The following is a 16,020-nucleotide window of genomic DNA, read 5'->3' as shown; positions in this document are numbered from 1 at the left end:
CGCGCTGTGGTTCCCCCTGCTAGTTCGCGCCCGGAGCGCCGTCGAACGCGGAGAAGTTCCCGTTCGAGGCCGCGGACACGGCGTTCGACTGCGTCGTGGCCGCCATGGCCTCGTCGCCCTCGTTGATGGCGGCGGTCGCCCCCGACGCCCCGAGCAGTGACGCGCGCACCCGGTTCTGGATGCCGGTGAGCGTCGCCTTGCGGTGCTCGAAGAACCGCGCGATGGCCTCGCCGATCACCTGCGACTGCGCGGCCGTCGCCGCCGCCTGCACGACGGTGTCGACGCCCTTGACCGATCCGTCCTCGGAGCCGCCGAGCGCGGTCGACATCGTCGTCGTCCGGTCGGCGACCGCGGTGAGGACGCGCTCGACCCCCGCGGGGTCGACCCGCCATCCGTTCGCCATCGTCAGCCGATGTTGCCGACGGCGGACTTGGCCTTGCTGATCGCGGACTGGGCCGACTCGTCGTTCGACTGCAGCGAGCTGCGGAGCGTCGCGATGATCGACTTGACCTCGTTCGCGATGGAGTTCCAGCGCTGTTCCTTCGCGTGGTACTCGTCCGAGACGCCGTCGGCCTGGTAGTCCGCCATCGCGGCCTTGACGTCGCTGTCGCGCTGGGCGATCAGCGACTCGAGCTGCGACGCGACCGCGTTGAAGTTGTCCTGGGCGTTCTGCGATGCGGCGACGTCGTAGTCACGACGGTCTGCCTGGTTGCCACCGTTGCTCATGATCTGTTCCCCTCGTGAGATCAGGCGCGGCCGCTGAAGCGGGCCGCGTCGAAGTTGGCACTGCCCTCGGCCGACGTCGTCGACTGGGCCATGTCCTGGTCGCCTTCCTGGAAGGAACGGTCCATGCCGGACACGCCCTGCAGGACGCTCGCGAGCGCGCCGTTCAGCTCGTTCGCGATCGAGTCGGTCTGCCCCTTGAAGCGGTCGAAGGCGGCACGACCGGCACCGTTGAAGCGGCCCTGGAGCGGCTCGGCGGAATCCGCGAGCCGGTGCACGAGCGTGCCCAGGTCCCCGGATGCGTTGGACGTCTGCTTGGTCAGGTTGGTGAGTACCTGAGCCCCCATAGCGAACTTCATCGCTGCCTCTTTCTGTCGTTCCCCACCCCCGGTTCGGGGGACGCCGGATGCATGGCAGCCTAGACCACGTCACGGCGTGTTGCACCCGACACCGTGCCAGGAACCGCAGGCCGTCGGTGTCTGTCATGATCGAACGAGCCGATGGGAGGTGGGGGCGATGTCGACGATCGTGGTGGAGACCGTGGTACCGGTCCTCACGTGCGGACGGTGCGGTGCGGCGACCACGCACGGGCAGCGGTTCTGCACCGACTGCGGCGTGCTGATCGGCCGGACCGTCGGGCCCGTCGAGTTCGACCCCTTCCGCGGCGTGGTGCCGGCATCCGGCGGTGTGGTCGCCGCGGCCCGCGCGCTCGACGTGCTCGTCTGCCTGCTCGGGGCGGCGCTCGGCGCCGCCCTCTTCCTCCTGGCCCACACGGCGGTCCCCCGCTCCGACGCGGTCGGCACCACGGTCGCCGGGGCCGTGGTCGGCTTCGTCGTGACGGTCGTCGCGGTGGTGATCCGAGCCTCCAGGACGGGTCGTGGACCCGGCGGACTCGTGATGGCGACCCGCGTCGTCGACGGCGACGACGCGCTCGCATGCGGACCCGCCACCGCGCTCCGGCGGTTGCGGGGACGACACCGAACGGGCGGCGGCACGTGGGCCCGCGCCACCGGCACGGTGACCGCGTCGCTCCGCTCCGGTCGGGACCCGCTGTCGCCGGCCCTCGACCAGCTCGGCATGACGTACGGGGCAGCAGCGGCTGCCGGGGTCCGTCCGCACACGCCCACCCCGCCGGGAGGCCCGGTGCCGGTCGGTCTCGACGCCACCCGTGTCGCAGGTGGTCCGGTGCCGACCGTCCCCGCCTCCGGCGCGGACACCGACCCCGTCCCGTCGGACGCGACCGTGCTCACCTTCGACACCGGTGCCGTGCACTGGTTCCGCACCACGTGCGTCGTCGGCCGCAACCCCGAGGCTGAGGCGGGCGTGACGACGATCGCGGTACCCGACCTGTCCCGCACCCTCTCGAAGACGCACACCGCCCTCGTGCAGGAGGCAGGGGTCGTCCGCATCCGTGACCTCGCGTCCACCAACGGCACGACCGTCGTGCACCCGGACGGCTCGTTCGACGAACTCCTCCCCGGGCAGGACGTCGTGCTGGCGCCGGGTGCCACCGTGCGCATCGGCGACCACGCGTTCCGGCTCGACCGGGTCGGCGGGGCGGCATGAGCCGGTCGCGTGGACAGGACCAGGACGCGCACCTGGTCGCGAAGCACCCCCTCGCCGACTCGGTCGGCGACGGGTCGGTCCGCATCGAGAGCCGCGCCGCGGTCGTGCACCTCGGCGTCGGGCGACTCGACCTGCTCGGCCGTGCCGCAGCCGAGGGGGCACGGCCGATCCTGGTCACCGACGGGCTCTCCCGGCTCACGGAGCCCTTCCGCCAGTACCTCGTGGACACCGGCGGCGCCTGGGTGGTGCGCGGGCAGGACGGTCTGCGCAACGGCCTGGACGGCCGACGTCTCGACGCCTTCACGGACGCCGTCCGGCTCGGACCGCCCACCTCGGTGGACGACGTCGCCGTACCGTACCTGCGACCGGAACCGGCGACCGCGGAACAGCTCGTCGTCTCGGTGTCGGTGCGGCACCGTGCGGCAGCGGAGACGATCCTCGGCAGCACGGCGGAGCTGGTCGCCGCGGAGCTCGCCGGCGCCGCGCCGACCGGCTGGGGCACGCACGAACCCGCCGGGCGACCGTGGAGTCGGCACGACCTGACCGCGGCGGCGCGGGACCGGATGCCGACCTCGACGCGCTTCGTCGTGATCGGACCCGGGTCCGCGCTGACGGTGACCGCCCAGCGCACGGACCACGGCGTCGAGGAACTCACCACCGGACTCGTGTCGGCGGGGCCCGTCGGCGACCCGGTGACCGCGATGCGGATCGCCGCCGTCCCGCAGTTGCTCGGCCGGCTGGCAGCGACACAGCTCCCGCTGTTCGCACTCGTGATGCGGCGACCGGGCCGGTCCGACCTGCTGCAGTCGCCCGTCCTGCAGGCGCCGCCGACCCCGGTCGCGATGCTCCTCGGCGCTCCGGCCGTCCGTGACCTCGGGCTCGACCCGTCGGTGCTCGCGGAGCGGTTCGGTGCGGTCGTCGCCGGACGACCGCGGATCCCGGCGCTCGTGCTGCCGTTCGGCCGGCGCACGGATCGCGACCCCGTCCGCGAGCTCGCCGACGTGCTCGACGACATCGGGTTCAGCCGGGTGGCGGACGCGACCGAGATGGACCAGTCGACACGAGAGCGGGTGCAGCGTGCCACGGAACAGTGACTCCGTCCTGCTGGAGAGCGTCGCGACCCACCGTCGGCGTCTCCGGCAGGCGTTCGTGCTCGGCCGGCTCGCCGACCGCCGCCAGGTGAACGACAACGTCCGGCGGTTCATCGGCAGCGTCGTGCTCGCCGCGGTGGTGGGGGTCGGGTGCCTCGGGTACTCGTTCGTGACCACGGCGCTCGCGAAGCAGGCCGCCACGAGCGGCGTCGTGGGGTCGACCTCGACCGCTCCGTCGTCGCCGACACCAGCACCATCGACCAGCACCGACGCCCCGGAGGCACCGTGACCGACTTCACCCGCGTGACCGTGGTCGGGGCTGCTCGCCGTGCCGACGTCGTCGTCGCGTCCGACGAGCCGTTCGCCGGGCTGCTCCCGCGCTTCGTCGACATCCTCGACGAGCCGGTGGCGGACAGCGCGCACCCGGTCACCCTCGTGCGCGTCACGGGCGAGGAACTGTCGCTCGGCGCCGGTGCGTCCGACCAGTCGGTCGCGGACGGCGAGGTCCTGCACCTGGTCCGCCGGGCCGACGCTCCGCCGCCGCCCGAGGTGAGCGACGTCACGGACGTCGTCGCGGAGTCGCTCGGTCGTCGGCACGACACCTGGGCCGATGCCGCCCGGCAGTCCGTCGCCGCAGCCGCCGTCGGCACCGCGTCCAGCCTGCTCGGGTCGCTCGCGGTCATCGCGCTGAGCGCCCGGTGGGTGCTGCGCGCCGCCCAGGACCAGGCACCGTCGCCCGTCGTCCTGCCCGCGGTCGTCCTCGGCGCCGCGCTCGTCCTGGCGCTCGCTGCCGTCGTCGCCGGGCGCGCCGGGGCCCGGTGGACGGGGATCGTGCTCACCGCCGCCTCGGCCGGGATGGCGCTGCCCGTCGGGCTCGCCGGCGCTCCGCTGATGGCCCGCGCCGCGGACGGCGCCGCCATGCTCGCCGCGTTCGTGGTCGTCTGGGCGTGGATCGCGCTCGGCATCGGGCTCGGCGTCGGCCAGCGGATGCGCACCGTCGGGCTCGCGGCCGTGGTCGGCGTGGTCCTGCCCGCCGTCGGGGTCGTCACGTGGCTCACCCCGGCCGTGCCCGCCGCGGGCTGGGGCGTCGTCGCCGTGGCCTCCCTCGTCGCCTGCGGTCTGCTGCCCTCCGCCGCGATGTCCTCCGCCGGGCTCACCGGGCTCGACGACCAGGTCGGCGCCGGCGGGCTCGTCGGACGCCCCCGTGTCGTCTCCGCGCTCGACGACGCGTACCGGTCGCTCGACTGGGTCACGGCCGCCGTCGCCGCGCCGCTCGCGATGGCGGGCGCTGCGCTCCTCGGCGCCGACGACCCGTGGGCGATCGCACTCGGTGTCGTCACCGTCGTCGTGACCGCCCTCCGCACCCGGGCCTTCCCGCTCGCGCTGCAGGGCGTCCTGCTCTGGTCCGCGGTCACCGTCGCCGCGGTCGTGGGGCTCATGGACCACGCTGCCGCATCGCCGACGATCGTCGTGGTGGTGCTCGCCGGGCTGGCCGTCGTGGCCGCGCTCCTCGCCGGCATCCGGCCCGCCGCGCACCAGCGGGCACGGCTCCGGTCGATCGGGAACGCGCTCGAGACCATCGCCGTCGTGGTGGCGCTCCCGCTGCTGCTCGGGACCTTCGGACTGTTCGCCGCACTCCTGGAGACGTTCTGAGCATGGTGGATCTCCGCGACGCCGGCCCCGCACTCGTCCGCGCGTTCTTCGGCAGCACCGCCGGGGGCGCGCGCGAGCTCGACGACGCACACCGGGCCATCCGGCAGGGTGTGCCCACGAGCCGGCGCATCGCGTTCACCTCGCTGGCCGGTGGGACGGGGTGCTCGGCGACCGCTGCCGCCGTCGCCACGGTGCTCGCGCGGCGTCGACCCGGACGGGTGCTCGGCGTCGACGGGGCCGCCGGCAGCCGGTCGCTCGCCCGCTACGCGGGGACCTCGGTGGAGGGCGCGACGCCGCCGTCCGCGCTCCGGGCTGGTGCGCGTGCGTCGTGGGAGGCGACCGACGGGTTGGCGCTGGCGCCGTCCGGGCTGCACGTGCTGCGGGTCGGGTACGGCTCGTCTCGTGGCCGGGCGGGGTTCCCGGACCGGGCGGCGTCCCCCGAGCGCGCAGGCTTCCCGGACCGGGCGGCGTCGCCGGAGCGCGCAGGCTTCCCGGACCGGGCGGCGTCCCCGGAGCGCGCAGGCTTCCCGGACCGGGCGGCGTCGCCGGATGAGTGGGCCGACGCCGTCGACCCGATCGCCCGGTTCTTCGACGTCGTCGTCGGCGACTGGGGACGCCGGTCGCCCTTCGTCGACCTCGGCGCCGTGGCCGAGGACGCGCACGTCGTCGCACTCGTCTGCGCCGCTGACCGCGCCGCGATCGAGGCGGCCGTCTCGCACGCCGAGGCCGTCCGCGCACACGCCGCGGGGACCGAGGTCGTCGTGGTCCCCGTCGACGTCACGGGCGAGGGGCAGCGCGCCGCCCGCACCGCCGCGACCTGGGACCACGTCCGGGTGCTCCCCGTCCCGCACGACCCGGCGGTCACCGACCCGCGCCGGGTCCGGTCGGCAGCACTCCGCACCGGTCTCGTCCACCTGACGGCCGCCCTCGTCGACGCCGCCGTCGGCGCCACCCGACGCCAGACGGGAGCAGCCCGATGAACCGCATCGTCCACCGCCCGGCCCGCATCACGACACCGCTCGTCCGGCCCGACGCCGAACAGCTCGCACCACCGCCGCAGCTGCCGGAGGGTCCGAGTGGCGGCCTGCCGCTGCAGTCCCTGCTGCCGGTCGTCGGCGCGGTGTCCTCGGTCGTCATGATGGTCGTGCTCCGGGGCAACAACCCCGTGCTCATGGTCGTCGCGGCGCTCGTCTTCGTCGTCGCACTCGTCGGCGGGCTCGGCATGGCGTTCACCCAGCGCGGGAACGCCGTGCGCAACCGGCGCACCCAGCGCGAGCGCTACCTGGACTACCTCGAAGAGCTGCGGAGCGACCTCCGGGACCGCGCACGCGAGGTCCGCGAACGCGCCGAGCACGTCGACCCCGCGCCGGAGACCCTCACCCGACTGGTGCGCGACCCGGCGCGGCTCTGGGAACGCCGTCGGCAGCACGGGGACTTCCTGCGCGCCCGGGTCGGCACCGGCGACGTCCGCTGGCTCGACCTCACCGTCCCCGCCGACCAGAACCCGGTGCAGCCGCTCGACCCGCTGATGCTCGTCGAGCTCGAGCAGGTCGCCGAGCACTACGGCACCGTCCGGGCGATGCCGGTCTCGGTCGCGCTCGACGACGCCGGGGACGTCTCGGTCGTGGGCGACCGGGCCGCCGTGCTCGACGTCGCCCGGGCACTCGCAGCCCAGCTGGCCGCGATGCACTCCCCCGACGACCTCCAGCTCGCCGCGGCCTTCCCCGCGGACCGCGACGAGGACTGGGCGTGGTTCGACCTGCTGCCGCACAGCCGGATGGACCGCACCTTCGACGGCCCGCTGCACGCACGCCGCGTCGCTCCGGACGTCACCGCGCTCGCCCGGGTGCTCGGCGCCGAGCTCGGTGAGCGTGCACGGACCGCTGCGATGTGGCGTCGCTCCGGCGAGTCCGCGAAACGGAGCGACATGCCGCGCCTGGTCGTCTTCGCCGACGAGCACGGCGACGTGGCCGTCCCGCTGCCCCTGCCGGAGGGCGAGTCCCGACCGGAGGACCTCAGGACCACCGTCGTGCACCTGGTGTCCGACCGTCTGCACGAGCCGTCCGACGTCCGGGTGCGCATCACCGCGACGAGCACCGAGGACGGGCGGACCGATCTGCACGTGGTCGATGCCCGCGACGTCGCCGAGGGCGAGCCCGCGCCGGTGCAGTCCGCGGTGTGCGATCGCGTCGAGCCGACCGTGATGACCGCAGTCGCCCGCGGGCTCGCGCCGCTCCGGTTGTCGGCCGACGCCGAGGAGCGCACCGAGTCGTCGGCCGCCATCGGGATCGCCGAGCTCATCGGCACCGACGACGTGACCGCGCTCGACACCGCCAGGACCTGGCGCCCGCGGGCTCCGCGTGACTTCCTGCGGGTCCCGATCGGCGTCGACGACTTCGGTGCACCGCTCCTGCTCGACCTGAAGGAGTCCGCGCAGCTCGGCATGGGGCCGCACGGCATCTGCATCGGCGCGACCGGGTCCGGCAAGAGCGAGATGCTCCGGACCCTCGTCCTCGGGCTCGCGGTCTCGCACCCGCCCGAGGACCTCACGATGATCCTCGTCGACTACAAGGGCGGCGCGGCCTTCGCCCCGTTCGCCCGGCTGCCGCACGTCGCGGGACTCATCGACAACCTCGCCGACGACCCGCAGCTGACCCGGCGCGCGCGCTCGAGCATCGCCGGCGAGGTCCGCCGTCGCCAGGAGCTGCTCCGCGACGCGGGCTCCTCACCGTCGATCACGCACTACCGCGAGCTCCGCACCCGTCGGCCGGAGCTCCCGCCGATGCCGCACCTGGTGCTCGTCATCGACGAATTCGGCGAACTCCTCACGGCGGAGCCCGACTTCGTCGACCTGCTGCTGACCATCGGCCGCATCGGGCGCTCGATCGGCATCCACCTGCTGCTCTCCAGCCAGCGCATCGAGGCCGGCAAGCTCCGCGGACTCGACACGTACCTGTCGTACCGGCTCGGGCTCCGCACGTTCTCCGAGGCCGAGAGCCAGGTCGTGCTCGACACCGGCGACGCGTTCCACCTGCCCGCGGTCCCCGGCTACGGCTACCTCAAGGTCGACACGAGCGTCTACACCCGCTTCCGCGCCGGTTACGTGTCGGGCCCGGTGGAGGACGCGGCGCCGTCACCGAGCGACGTCGAGACGACGCCGGAGCCCTTCGAGCTGCCGGTCTACAACACGCTCGCGGCCGAGGACGACGCCCCGACAGAGGCGGCGCTGGAGTCGCCCGACGTCGGCCGGAGCGTCGTGGACGAGGCGGTCGAGCGACTCGGTGAGGGCGAGGGCAGCACGACCCCGGTCTGGCTGCCGCCGCTCCCGACGCGGCTCGCGCTCGGCGCCGTGCTCGACGCCAACGCGCCCGCGGACACGACGGGACTCCGGCTCCCACTGGGGCTCCTCGACGACCCGGTCCGGCAGCGGCAGGCGGCCTGGCAGGTCGACCTGACGCTCGGCGGCGGGCACGCGGCCGTGATCGGGGCGCCGGGCTCCGGGCGCACCACGTTCCTCCGGACCGTCGCGACGTCGATCGCGCTGACGAAGACGCCCCGCCAGGTGAGCGTGTACGGCATGGACCTCGCCGGCGGCGGGCTCTCCCGCATCGAGGGCTTCCCGCACGTCGGTGGTGTCGCGACCCGCTCGGACCGCAACCGGCTGCTGCGCCTCATCGAGGAACTCCAGGCGATGATCCGGCAGCGCGAGACGGTGTTCCGCGTGCACGGGATCGACTCGCTGCCGATGCTCAGGGCCCGCCACGCCGAGGGCCGCGTCCCCGAGCTGGGATCCGCGGACGTCGTGCTGCTCGTCGACGGGTTCTCCGCGATGCGCACCGAGTTCGAGGAGCTCGAGGACGCCTTCGGGGACCTCCTGCAGCGCGGCGGCAGCTTCGGCATCCACGTCGTCGTCGCGCTCACCCGGTGGAACGAGCTCCGGCTCGCCGTCCAGCCGCTCATCGGGCAGCGGTTCGAGCTGCGGCTGAACGACCCCGCCGACTCGACCATCGCCCGTGCCGCAGCGGCGACCCTCAAGGCCGGGGAGCCGGGCCGCGCACTCACCGGTGACGAGCTCTTCGCCCAGATCGCCCTCCCGCTCCTCGACGACGTGGACGACGACGACATCGGTGAGGAACTCGATGCCCTCGCCCGCCGTGCCGCCGCCTCGTGGGAGGGTCCGGCCGCCGCGCCGATCCGCCTGCTGCCGGAGTCGTTCGACCCCGCCGAGCTGCCCGACCCGCTGGACACCCCGGACACCGTGCCGTTCGCGCTGCGGCAGGACACGATGGGCATCGTCGCGTTCGACCCGGCGCTCGACCAGCACCTGCTGGTGTTCGGCGACACCGCCAGCGGCAAGACCGCGCTGTTGCGGGGTCTCGCCGCCGGGTTCATGGACCGTGCCACGCCGGACGAGCTCGTCCTGGCGTTCATGGACGTGCGCGGTGGAGCAGCCGCCGGGACCCCGGACGAGTACCTCGGCGGCCACGCGGCGAACGGCCGGGACGCCAGGGCCCTGGCGACCGCGATCGCCGGCGAGCTCGAGGCCCGCGCGGCCGGGACCGCCACCGGGCCGCGGCCGCGCATCGTCGTGCTCGTGGACGACTACGACATCGTCGCCTCCGCCGGCACCGACCCGCTCTCACCGCTGCTGCCGTACCTGCCGTCGGCGCGGGACCTCGGGCTGCACGTCGTGCTCACGCGCCCGGTCGCGGGCGCCGGTCGGGCGATGTACGACACCGTCCTGCAGTCGGTCCGCGACGCCGGTGCCACGGGCCTCGTGATGAGCGGCGAACGCTCTGAGGGACAGATCTACCCGAAGGTCTACGCGGAGCAGTTCCCCGCCGGCCGAGGGCGTCTGGTCCGCCGGGGCACGGCGCCGCGCATCATCCAGGTCGCCCACTTCCCCACAGCCGACCGGAGAGGCGTTACCGATGCCCCGTGACCTCGTGATCGTCTCGGACGCCGCGCCCGACCTGTCCGCGTTCGTCGTGGCCGGCGCCGACGTCGCACCCGACCTGCGGCTGCGCACCCTCGACGGCGCCGCGGTGACCGAGATCGTCGACCGTTCCGGTACAGCCGTGCTCAGCATCGGCGTCCCGGAGCTGCTCGAGGCCCCCGGTGAGCCGGCCCGGCTGCTCCCCGCGACCACCGACGACCCGGTGTGGTGGACCGAGGCCTGGGCTCCGTGGGGCCCCGCCGGCGACGTCGGGGTCCGGGTCGCCCGCGCGTTCGCCGAGGCGATCGGCGGCCGCTGCGTCGTGGAGGACGGCTCGTGACCGACCTGCCCCCGACGTCCGCTCCGCTGCCCCCGATGCCCGGCTCCCGGCGTGCCGCGGCGGCCCGGTCGCGCACGATGATCGTCACCGGGGCGGCCGGTGGGGTCGGGACCACCACGGTCGCGGCGCTGCTGGTCGATGCCATCGGCGGTCGGATCGGTGCCGTGGTGCAGGCGAGCGACCACGCCACGGGTGACCTCGCCGCCCGGATCGCGACGCTCGACCAGGCGACCTCACGGCACGGCGTGCACGACATCGGCGTGCACCCCGCAGCGGCCGCCGCACTCGCCGCTCCCCCGGAGAACGCCGTCGTCGTGGTGATGGCGGCCACCCCGGACGGCATCGAGACCGGCCTCGAGGCCCTCGCCGCCGCCGGTGCACCTGCTGCGCAGCCCGTCGCCGTCGTCGTCGACCGTGCTCCCCGCGCCACGGGTGTCGACGACCGGGTCCTGCGGGAGGCCGGCGCGTCCGTCGTGGTGCTCCGCCGCGACGAGGCACTCGCCCGCCCCGGCCGGGTGGCCGCGCAGCGGCTCGCCCCGGCCACCACGGCGGCCGTCCGGGACCTGCTGACCCTGCTCGGCTGGTAGCCGGGCGCGCGGCGCGGCGCGCGTGGCGCCCCGTCGCCGGCGCGGCGCCGCCGAATGCGCGAGACGCCGCCGGATTCGGCGGCGCCTCGCGCATCGCGCGGCGCCTCGCCCGCTCAGCGGCGCCGCGCGCGCACGGCGGCGCCGCGGGCGCCGACGCGCCCCTCAGCAGCCGAGACGCCCAGCGGCGGCCGAGACGCCGCCGAAATCGGCGGCGTCTCGGCGGTTCAGGGGCGTCGCGCCCGGAAGGCGGCGCCACGCGCGCCGGCGGCCGCCACGCGCGAAGCGCGGCCGCGCCCGCGCCGCGCCGCCCGCGCCGCCCCACCCCGCGCCGCTCAGTCCGCCGTCGTCCCGAGCCCCGCGAGGTGCCGCGCGCGCCCCGCGCGCCGGCGGTACCGCAGCACGAGCAGGAACGCGCCGACGGCGAGCATCGACCCCGCGGCGACGAGACCAGGAACCGGGTCGGCGCCCGTGAAGGCGAGCTCCGAGGCGCCGGGCCCGCTCCCCGCGGCTCCGGCGGTCGCCGAGTCGCTGGGTGCCGGGGTCCCGACGGGCGACACGACGGCGGGCGTCGGCGTCGGCGTGGGTGTCGGGACGACCGCCGCCGGCGCGACCGTGAAGTCGAACGTCTGGGTCGCGTCCGGACCGGTGCCGTTGCCCGCGGTGATCGTGACCGAGGTCGTCCCTGCCGTGGTCGGCGTGCCCGAGATCACCCCGGTGGTGGTGTCGATGGCCAGGCCGTCCGGCAGGGTCCCGTCGTCCGAGAAGGTCGGCTTCGGCAGGCCGTTCGCGGTCACCGTTGCGGAGTACGGGGTCCCGGCGGTCGCGGTCGCCGGCGTCCCCGAGGTGATCGTCGGTGCGACGCTCGGCTGCGGCGTCCCCGGTGTCGGGCACCCCGTCGGCGCGGTGATCCGGTCGGTGTCGAGCGTCACGGCCCCGTTCCGTGCCAGCAGCCGGCCGGCGACTGTCGCGCCGTTCGTCACGCTGATGGACTGGTCGGCGAGCACGGTCCCCTGGAACTGCGCGCCGGTGCCGATCGTCGCCGAGCTCCCGACCTGCCAGAACACGTTGCACGCGTTCGCGCCGCCCGTGATGCTGATGCGCGTCCCGGATCCGATCGTCAGCGTCGACGCCGCCTGGAACACCCAGACCGAGTCCGCGTCCCCGGCGAGGGTGAGTGCGCCGTTGTTCGCGAGTGCCAGCTCGCCGCCGGTGTAGACCCCGGGTATCAGGCTGAGCCCGTTCAGCTCGCGGATCCCGGTCCTGGTCGGCGTGAGCGACGCCGCCACGGTGTACGCGGTGGTGGCGTCGAGCTGCGCCTGGACCGCCGCGGTGTCGGTCGGGTCGGTGGGGTGGGTCGTCCCGGTGACGACCCCGTTCGGCGCGCCGCCGAACCCGGTGACGGACGTGCCCGGTGCGACGCCGAGGTCGCCGGTGACCAGCGTCGCGCCGGTGTTGGTCACCGCGCTCGCCCCGAGGACACCGTAGGTCGCCGCGATACCGAGACCGACGGGCCCGTCGAGCACGGTGGCCGCGGAGGCGGACGACGCCGACCCCAGGGCCAGGACCGCAGCGAGTCCGATCCCCGTCGTGATCACGGCAACTGGACGGATGGGATGCGTGCTGGCCATGACGGCCCCTGCCTGCGATCGGAGTGCACCGGCGGGCGTCGACGACCCCGCGTGCGCTCCGGTGGGCCGAGTGTCGTGCACCCGTCACGTCGTTCGGGGTACGAACGTCCAGGCTTGACCCGTTCGGGGGGGTGACGGTGACCACGTCACGGACGGGAGGCCCGGTGCCAGCTGGCACCGGGCCTCCCGTCCGGAACGTCGGAACGCTACGAGCGCGCGGACCGGACCCGCTCGGCGAACGCCGCGTGCAGCGGGTGCTCCGCACCCAGGCCGGTGATCTCGGTCACGACGTCCGCGTCGGACTTGTCGGAGCCGAGCAGCGCCTGCAGTTCCACGCTCTGCTCGTCGTCCGCGACGTCGAAGCGCAGCGCGGCGCCCATCGCGTCGAGGAGCGCGATCGGCTCGGAGCCGTCCTCGGCGAGGGCGGCTGCCGGCGAGACGAACCGCTCGTCGCGCGAGAGCTTCCGGAGCGGCTGGCGACCGACGCGCGTGACCGTGTCGGGCAGGTGCACGTTCTCGAACCGGGCGATGATCGCCTGGACGTAGGCACGGTGCACCTCGGGGTCGAGCTCGTGCCGACGGATGAGCAGGTCGCTCGTCTCGGCGAGCACGGACTCGAGCTCGGACCGGACCGCGGGGATCGCGATCGCGTCGGAGATCTTGTCCGCCCCGGCGACGAAGCCGTGGTACGCGACGGTGGCGTGCCCGGTGTTCACCGTGAAGAGCTTGCGCTCGATGGACGCGGCGAGGCCGTCCACGTAGTGCGCACCGGGGAGCTCCGGCTCGGAGCCGCCGAAGGGCGTGCGGTCGATGGCCCACTCGAAGTACGTCTCGACGGTGACGTCGAGGCCTGCGCCCTCGGGCTGGGCCGGGACGATGCGGTCGACGGCGGTGTTCGCGAAGACGGCCTTGGCGAGCGCGGCGTCACGGACGTCGGCGGGCAGCGCGTCGACGATGAACTCGCGCAGGCGGTCCGTCGCGTTGAGCGCGTTCTCGCACGCCATCACCGCGATCGGGGCCGCAGCGACGTCGCGCTGCTGCAGGGCCGCGGCGATCACCGGGGCGATGAACTTCAGGACGTTCGGTCCGACGGCGCACGTGACGATGTCGGCCGCGGCGATCTCGGCGACGACGGCCGGCTCGTCCTGCGCGCTGTTCAGGGCGCGGAAGTCGGTGACGACGTGGTCCTTCGCACCGGCTCCGACCTCGTGCACGGTGTACGAGTCGGCGGCTGCGAGCGCGTCGATGAGGGGTGCTGCGACGTCCGCGAAGACGACCTCGTAGCCCGCCTCGTGCAGGAGCAGTCCGACGAACCCGCGGCCGATGTTGCCGGCACCGAAGTGGACGGCGGTGCGCTGGTCGGTGGAGGTCACTCGTTGACCTCGCCGAGGATCGACAGGATCGCCGCGGTGTCCGGTGCGTCGGTGAGCTTCTGGACCTCGTCCTCGTCGGAGAACACGATCGCGATCTTCGAGAGGATGTCGAGGTGCTCGTTGTTGACGCCGGCGATGCCGACGACGAAGCGGACCTCGTTGCCGTCCCAGTCGATCGGGGCCGCGTAGCGGATGAACGACAGGGCGGAGGACTTGATCGCGTCCTTGGCGTCGTTCGTGCCGTGCGGGATGGCGAGGAAGTTGCCCATGTACGTCGAGACGCTCTTCTCGCGCTCGAGCATGGCCGGGTAGTACTCACCGGTGACCGCGCCTGCAGCCTCGAGGATCTCGGCGGCCTCCTTCATCGCTTCCGACTTGGTCGGCGCGGTGTCCTCGGTGTGGATCCGGATCTGGCTCTCCTGCAGGACGGGCATCGGTGTTCTCCTTGGTTCGTGGACGTGGTGGAGGGGGCGGGCCTTCGCCCGCCCCCTCCGATACTGCACTTCGTTACTGGTTCTTGAGCTGGTCGACGACCTGGTCGTACTGCGGCGCGTTCATGAAGTTGCCGACCGACACGTGCTGTGCGTTCGGGTTCTTCTGCTTGGCGCGGTCCGTCAGCTCTTCCTGCGTGATGATGAGGTCCTCGTCACCGGACAGGTTCGCGATGGCCTTGTTGACGACGGTGACGCCCTCGATGCCGGCCTTCTTGATCTTGTTGCGGAGGACGCTCGCGCCCATCGCGCTCGAGCCCATGCCCGCGTCGCAGGCGAACACGACGTTCTCCACGCGGGTCGTCGTCGCGGTGCCTGCGCCGACACCGCCCAGGGCGGCCTCGGACTCCTGCTCGTTGGCGGGGCTGTTGTTGCCGAACAGACCTGCGGTCGCGGCGTTGGCGTCACGGCCCTTGGTGGCCTGCATCTTGTCGAACGCGGCGGTCATGTCGCCGCCACCGGTCGCCAGGTCGCGCTTGCGGGTGGTGATGAGGAAGAAGGACGCCACCGCGAAGGAGACGGCCGCCGAGAACACCACGGACAGGATGACGCCGACGAAGCTGTCCTTCGCCGTCGCACCGAGCACTGCGAAGATCGACCCGGGGGACGCCGGAGCGACGAGACCCGAGTGGAACGCCACGTTCGTCGCGACACCGGTCGCACCACCGAGGATGACGGCGATGAAGAGGACCGGCTTCTGCAGCACGTACGGGAAGTAGATCTCGTGGATGCCGCCGAGGAACTGGATGATGATCGCGCCGGGAGCGGTCGAGCGGGCGATGCCGACACCGAAGAAGGTGAAGGCGAGGAGGATGCCGAGACCGGGGCCGGGGTTCGCCTCGAGCAGGAAGAGGATCGACTTGCCCGACTCCTGGACCTGCTGCGCGCCGAGCTGGTCGAGCACGCCGTGGTTGATCGCGTTGTTGAGGAAGAAGACCTTCGCCGGCTCGATGATGACGCTGGCGAGGGGCAGCAGCGAGTGCTGCACGAGGAAGTTCACCGCGTCGCCGAGGCCCTCGGCGATGAGCTTGAACAGCGGGGCGAGCCAGAAGAACCCGATCATCGCGAGCACGAAGCCGAGGATGCCGGCCGCGTAGTTGTTCACGAGCATCTCGAAGCCCGGCTTGATCTTGCCGTCCCAGATGCGGTCGATCTGCTTGATCAGGTACGCGCCGAGCGGCCCGCAGATCATCGCGCCGAGGATCATCGTGGTGCCGGAGGCGCCGATGATGACACCCATGGTCATGATCGACCCGACGACGGCGCCGCGGGTCTCGTAGACCATCCGGCCGCCCTGGATCGCGATCGCGAGCGGGATGAGGTAGGTCAGGATCGGGCCGACGAGGCCGACGTTCGCCACGCCGCCCGTCTCACCGAAGCCGCCGAGGATGCCGACGGGCGTCCAGCCGGTCTCGATGAAGAAGGCCGTGATGATGCCCCACGCGATGAAGATCGCGATGTTGGGCATGACCATGCCGGAGAGGAACGTGCCGAACTTCTGAACGGCGACGCGTGCGCCACCCCGCGACTTGGCGGGGGCGTCGGGCGCTGCAACGGACGACGTTGTCATGTGCGGTGACTTTCTGTGTGGTGGTGCTGCTGCGTGGAGGGGGACGGGTTGTGGAGCAGGGG

General features: G+C 73.6%; 15 protein-coding genes. 8 read left to right on the top strand and 7 right to left on the bottom strand.

Annotated features, from left to right (window positions below; translation table 11 throughout):
• Window positions 1–19 precede the first annotated feature (19 nt).
• The 3 genes from ACIPJY_RS09365 to ACIPJY_RS09355 are packed head-to-tail and all read right to left on the bottom strand — an operon-like array spanning window position 20 to window position 1,070.
• Window positions 20–403: a DUF6507 family protein gene (locus ACIPJY_RS09365; protein WP_400467373.1), complete on the bottom strand. Its 384-nt coding sequence runs from the start codon at window positions 401–403 to the stop codon at window positions 20–22.
• Window positions 404–405: 2 nt separating this feature from the next.
• Window positions 406–726, bottom strand: a complete 321-nt coding sequence (locus ACIPJY_RS09360) for a pore-forming ESAT-6 family protein (RefSeq protein WP_400467374.1) — start codon at window positions 724–726, stop codon at window positions 406–408.
• Window positions 727–746: 20 nt separating this feature from the next.
• Window positions 747–1,070, bottom strand: a complete 324-nt coding sequence (locus ACIPJY_RS09355; protein WP_400467375.1) for a WXG100 family type VII secretion target — start codon at window positions 1,068–1,070, stop codon at window positions 747–749.
• 169 nt (window positions 1,071–1,239) lie between these two features.
• Between ACIPJY_RS09355 and ACIPJY_RS09350 the strand changes: the two genes are divergently transcribed.
• The 8 genes from ACIPJY_RS09350 to ACIPJY_RS09315 are packed head-to-tail and all read left to right on the top strand — an operon-like array spanning window position 1,240 to window position 10,896.
• Window positions 1,240–2,289, top strand: a complete 1,050-nt coding sequence (locus ACIPJY_RS09350) for an FHA domain-containing protein (protein ID WP_400467376.1) — start codon at window positions 1,240–1,242, stop codon at window positions 2,287–2,289.
• Window positions 2,286–3,383 carry a DUF6177 family protein gene (locus ACIPJY_RS09345; RefSeq protein ID WP_400467377.1) on the top strand — a complete coding sequence of 366 codons (1,098 nt, stop codon included), beginning with the start codon at window positions 2,286–2,288 and terminating at the stop codon, window positions 3,381–3,383. Before ACIPJY_RS09350 ends, ACIPJY_RS09345 begins: the two co-directional genes overlap by 4 nt.
• Window positions 3,367–3,669, top strand: coding sequence for a hypothetical protein (locus tag ACIPJY_RS09340; RefSeq protein WP_400467378.1), 303 nt, complete (start codon window positions 3,367–3,369; stop codon window positions 3,667–3,669). Before ACIPJY_RS09345 ends, ACIPJY_RS09340 begins: the two co-directional genes overlap by 17 nt.
• Complete coding sequence (locus ACIPJY_RS09335; protein ID WP_400467379.1) at window positions 3,666–5,033, top strand: EsaB/YukD family protein; 1,368 nt, start codon at window positions 3,666–3,668, stop codon at window positions 5,031–5,033. The genes ACIPJY_RS09340 and ACIPJY_RS09335 overlap by 4 nt, the downstream gene beginning before the upstream one ends.
• Before the next feature lie 2 nt (window positions 5,034–5,035).
• The gene (locus ACIPJY_RS09330) at window positions 5,036–6,013 is read left to right on the top strand and encodes a hypothetical protein (RefSeq protein ID WP_400467381.1); all 978 of its coding nucleotides are present in this window, start codon (window positions 5,036–5,038) and stop codon (window positions 6,011–6,013) included.
• On the top strand, window positions 6,010–9,975 hold the full coding sequence (gene eccCa, locus ACIPJY_RS09325) for a type VII secretion protein EccCa (RefSeq protein ID WP_400467383.1): 3,966 nt from the start codon (window positions 6,010–6,012) through the stop codon (window positions 9,973–9,975). The genes ACIPJY_RS09330 and eccCa overlap by 4 nt, the downstream gene beginning before the upstream one ends.
• Window positions 9,965–10,309, top strand: coding sequence for a hypothetical protein (locus ACIPJY_RS09320; protein WP_400467385.1), 345 nt, complete (start codon window positions 9,965–9,967; stop codon window positions 10,307–10,309). Before eccCa ends, ACIPJY_RS09320 begins: the two co-directional genes overlap by 11 nt.
• The gene (locus ACIPJY_RS09315) at window positions 10,306–10,896 is read left to right on the top strand and encodes a hypothetical protein (protein ID WP_400467387.1); all 591 of its coding nucleotides are present in this window, start codon (window positions 10,306–10,308) and stop codon (window positions 10,894–10,896) included. The genes ACIPJY_RS09320 and ACIPJY_RS09315 overlap by 4 nt, the downstream gene beginning before the upstream one ends.
• 332 nt (window positions 10,897–11,228) lie before the next feature.
• On the opposite strand, the gene ACIPJY_RS09310 is transcribed toward ACIPJY_RS09315, so the two are convergent.
• From ACIPJY_RS09310 to ACIPJY_RS09295, 4 genes are all read right to left on the bottom strand, one after another.
• Window positions 11,229–12,524, bottom strand: a complete 1,296-nt coding sequence (locus tag ACIPJY_RS09310) for an ice-binding family protein (protein ID WP_400467389.1) — start codon at window positions 12,522–12,524, stop codon at window positions 11,229–11,231.
• 206 nt (window positions 12,525–12,730) lie between these two features.
• Complete coding sequence (locus ACIPJY_RS09305; protein WP_400467390.1) at window positions 12,731–13,897, bottom strand: mannitol-1-phosphate 5-dehydrogenase; 1,167 nt, start codon at window positions 13,895–13,897, stop codon at window positions 12,731–12,733.
• On the bottom strand, window positions 13,894–14,331 hold the full coding sequence (locus ACIPJY_RS09300) for a PTS sugar transporter subunit IIA (protein WP_400467392.1): 438 nt from the start codon (window positions 14,329–14,331) through the stop codon (window positions 13,894–13,896). Before ACIPJY_RS09300 ends, ACIPJY_RS09305 begins: the two co-directional genes overlap by 4 nt.
• Before the next feature lie 73 nt (window positions 14,332–14,404).
• Window positions 14,405–15,958, bottom strand: a complete 1,554-nt coding sequence (locus ACIPJY_RS09295) for a PTS mannitol transporter subunit IICB (protein ID WP_400467393.1) — start codon at window positions 15,956–15,958, stop codon at window positions 14,405–14,407.
• Window positions 15,959–16,020: the final 62 nt, after the last annotated feature.

Origin of the sequence: Curtobacterium sp. NPDC090223, from assembly GCF_044746585.1 — a bacterium.
Taxonomy (GTDB): domain Bacteria; phylum Actinomycetota; class Actinomycetes; order Actinomycetales; family Microbacteriaceae; genus Curtobacterium.
Note: the sequence above shows the minus strand (reverse complement) of the source record. Positions and strands in the feature narration are given on the sequence as shown.

What these genes read in the sequence shown, in the direction of transcription:
- ACIPJY_RS09365 (WP_400467373.1), bottom strand. Translation starts at nt 403, where the DNA reads ATGGCGAACGGATGGCGGGTCGACCCCGCGGGGGTCGAGCGCGTCCTC.
- ACIPJY_RS09360 (WP_400467374.1), bottom strand. Translation starts at nt 726, where the DNA reads ATGAGCAACGGTGGCAACCAGGCAGACCGTCGTGACTACGACGTCGCC.
- ACIPJY_RS09355 (WP_400467375.1), bottom strand. Translation starts at nt 1,070, where the DNA reads ATGGGGGCTCAGGTACTCACCAACCTGACCAAGCAGACGTCCAACGCA.
- ACIPJY_RS09350 (WP_400467376.1), top strand. Translation starts at nt 1,240, where the DNA reads ATGTCGACGATCGTGGTGGAGACCGTGGTACCGGTCCTCACGTGCGGA.
- ACIPJY_RS09345 (WP_400467377.1), top strand. Translation starts at nt 2,286, where the DNA reads ATGAGCCGGTCGCGTGGACAGGACCAGGACGCGCACCTGGTCGCGAAG.
- ACIPJY_RS09330 (WP_400467381.1), top strand. Translation starts at nt 5,036, where the DNA reads ATGGTGGATCTCCGCGACGCCGGCCCCGCACTCGTCCGCGCGTTCTTC.
- eccCa (WP_400467383.1), top strand. Translation starts at nt 6,010, where the DNA reads ATGAACCGCATCGTCCACCGCCCGGCCCGCATCACGACACCGCTCGTC.
- ACIPJY_RS09320 (WP_400467385.1), top strand. Translation starts at nt 9,965, where the DNA reads ATGCCCCGTGACCTCGTGATCGTCTCGGACGCCGCGCCCGACCTGTCC.
- ACIPJY_RS09310 (WP_400467389.1), bottom strand. Translation starts at nt 12,524, where the DNA reads ATGGCCAGCACGCATCCCATCCGTCCAGTTGCCGTGATCACGACGGGG.
- ACIPJY_RS09300 (WP_400467392.1), bottom strand. Translation starts at nt 14,331, where the DNA reads ATGCCCGTCCTGCAGGAGAGCCAGATCCGGATCCACACCGAGGACACC.
- ACIPJY_RS09295 (WP_400467393.1), bottom strand. Translation starts at nt 15,958, where the DNA reads ATGACAACGTCGTCCGTTGCAGCGCCCGACGCCCCCGCCAAGTCGCGG.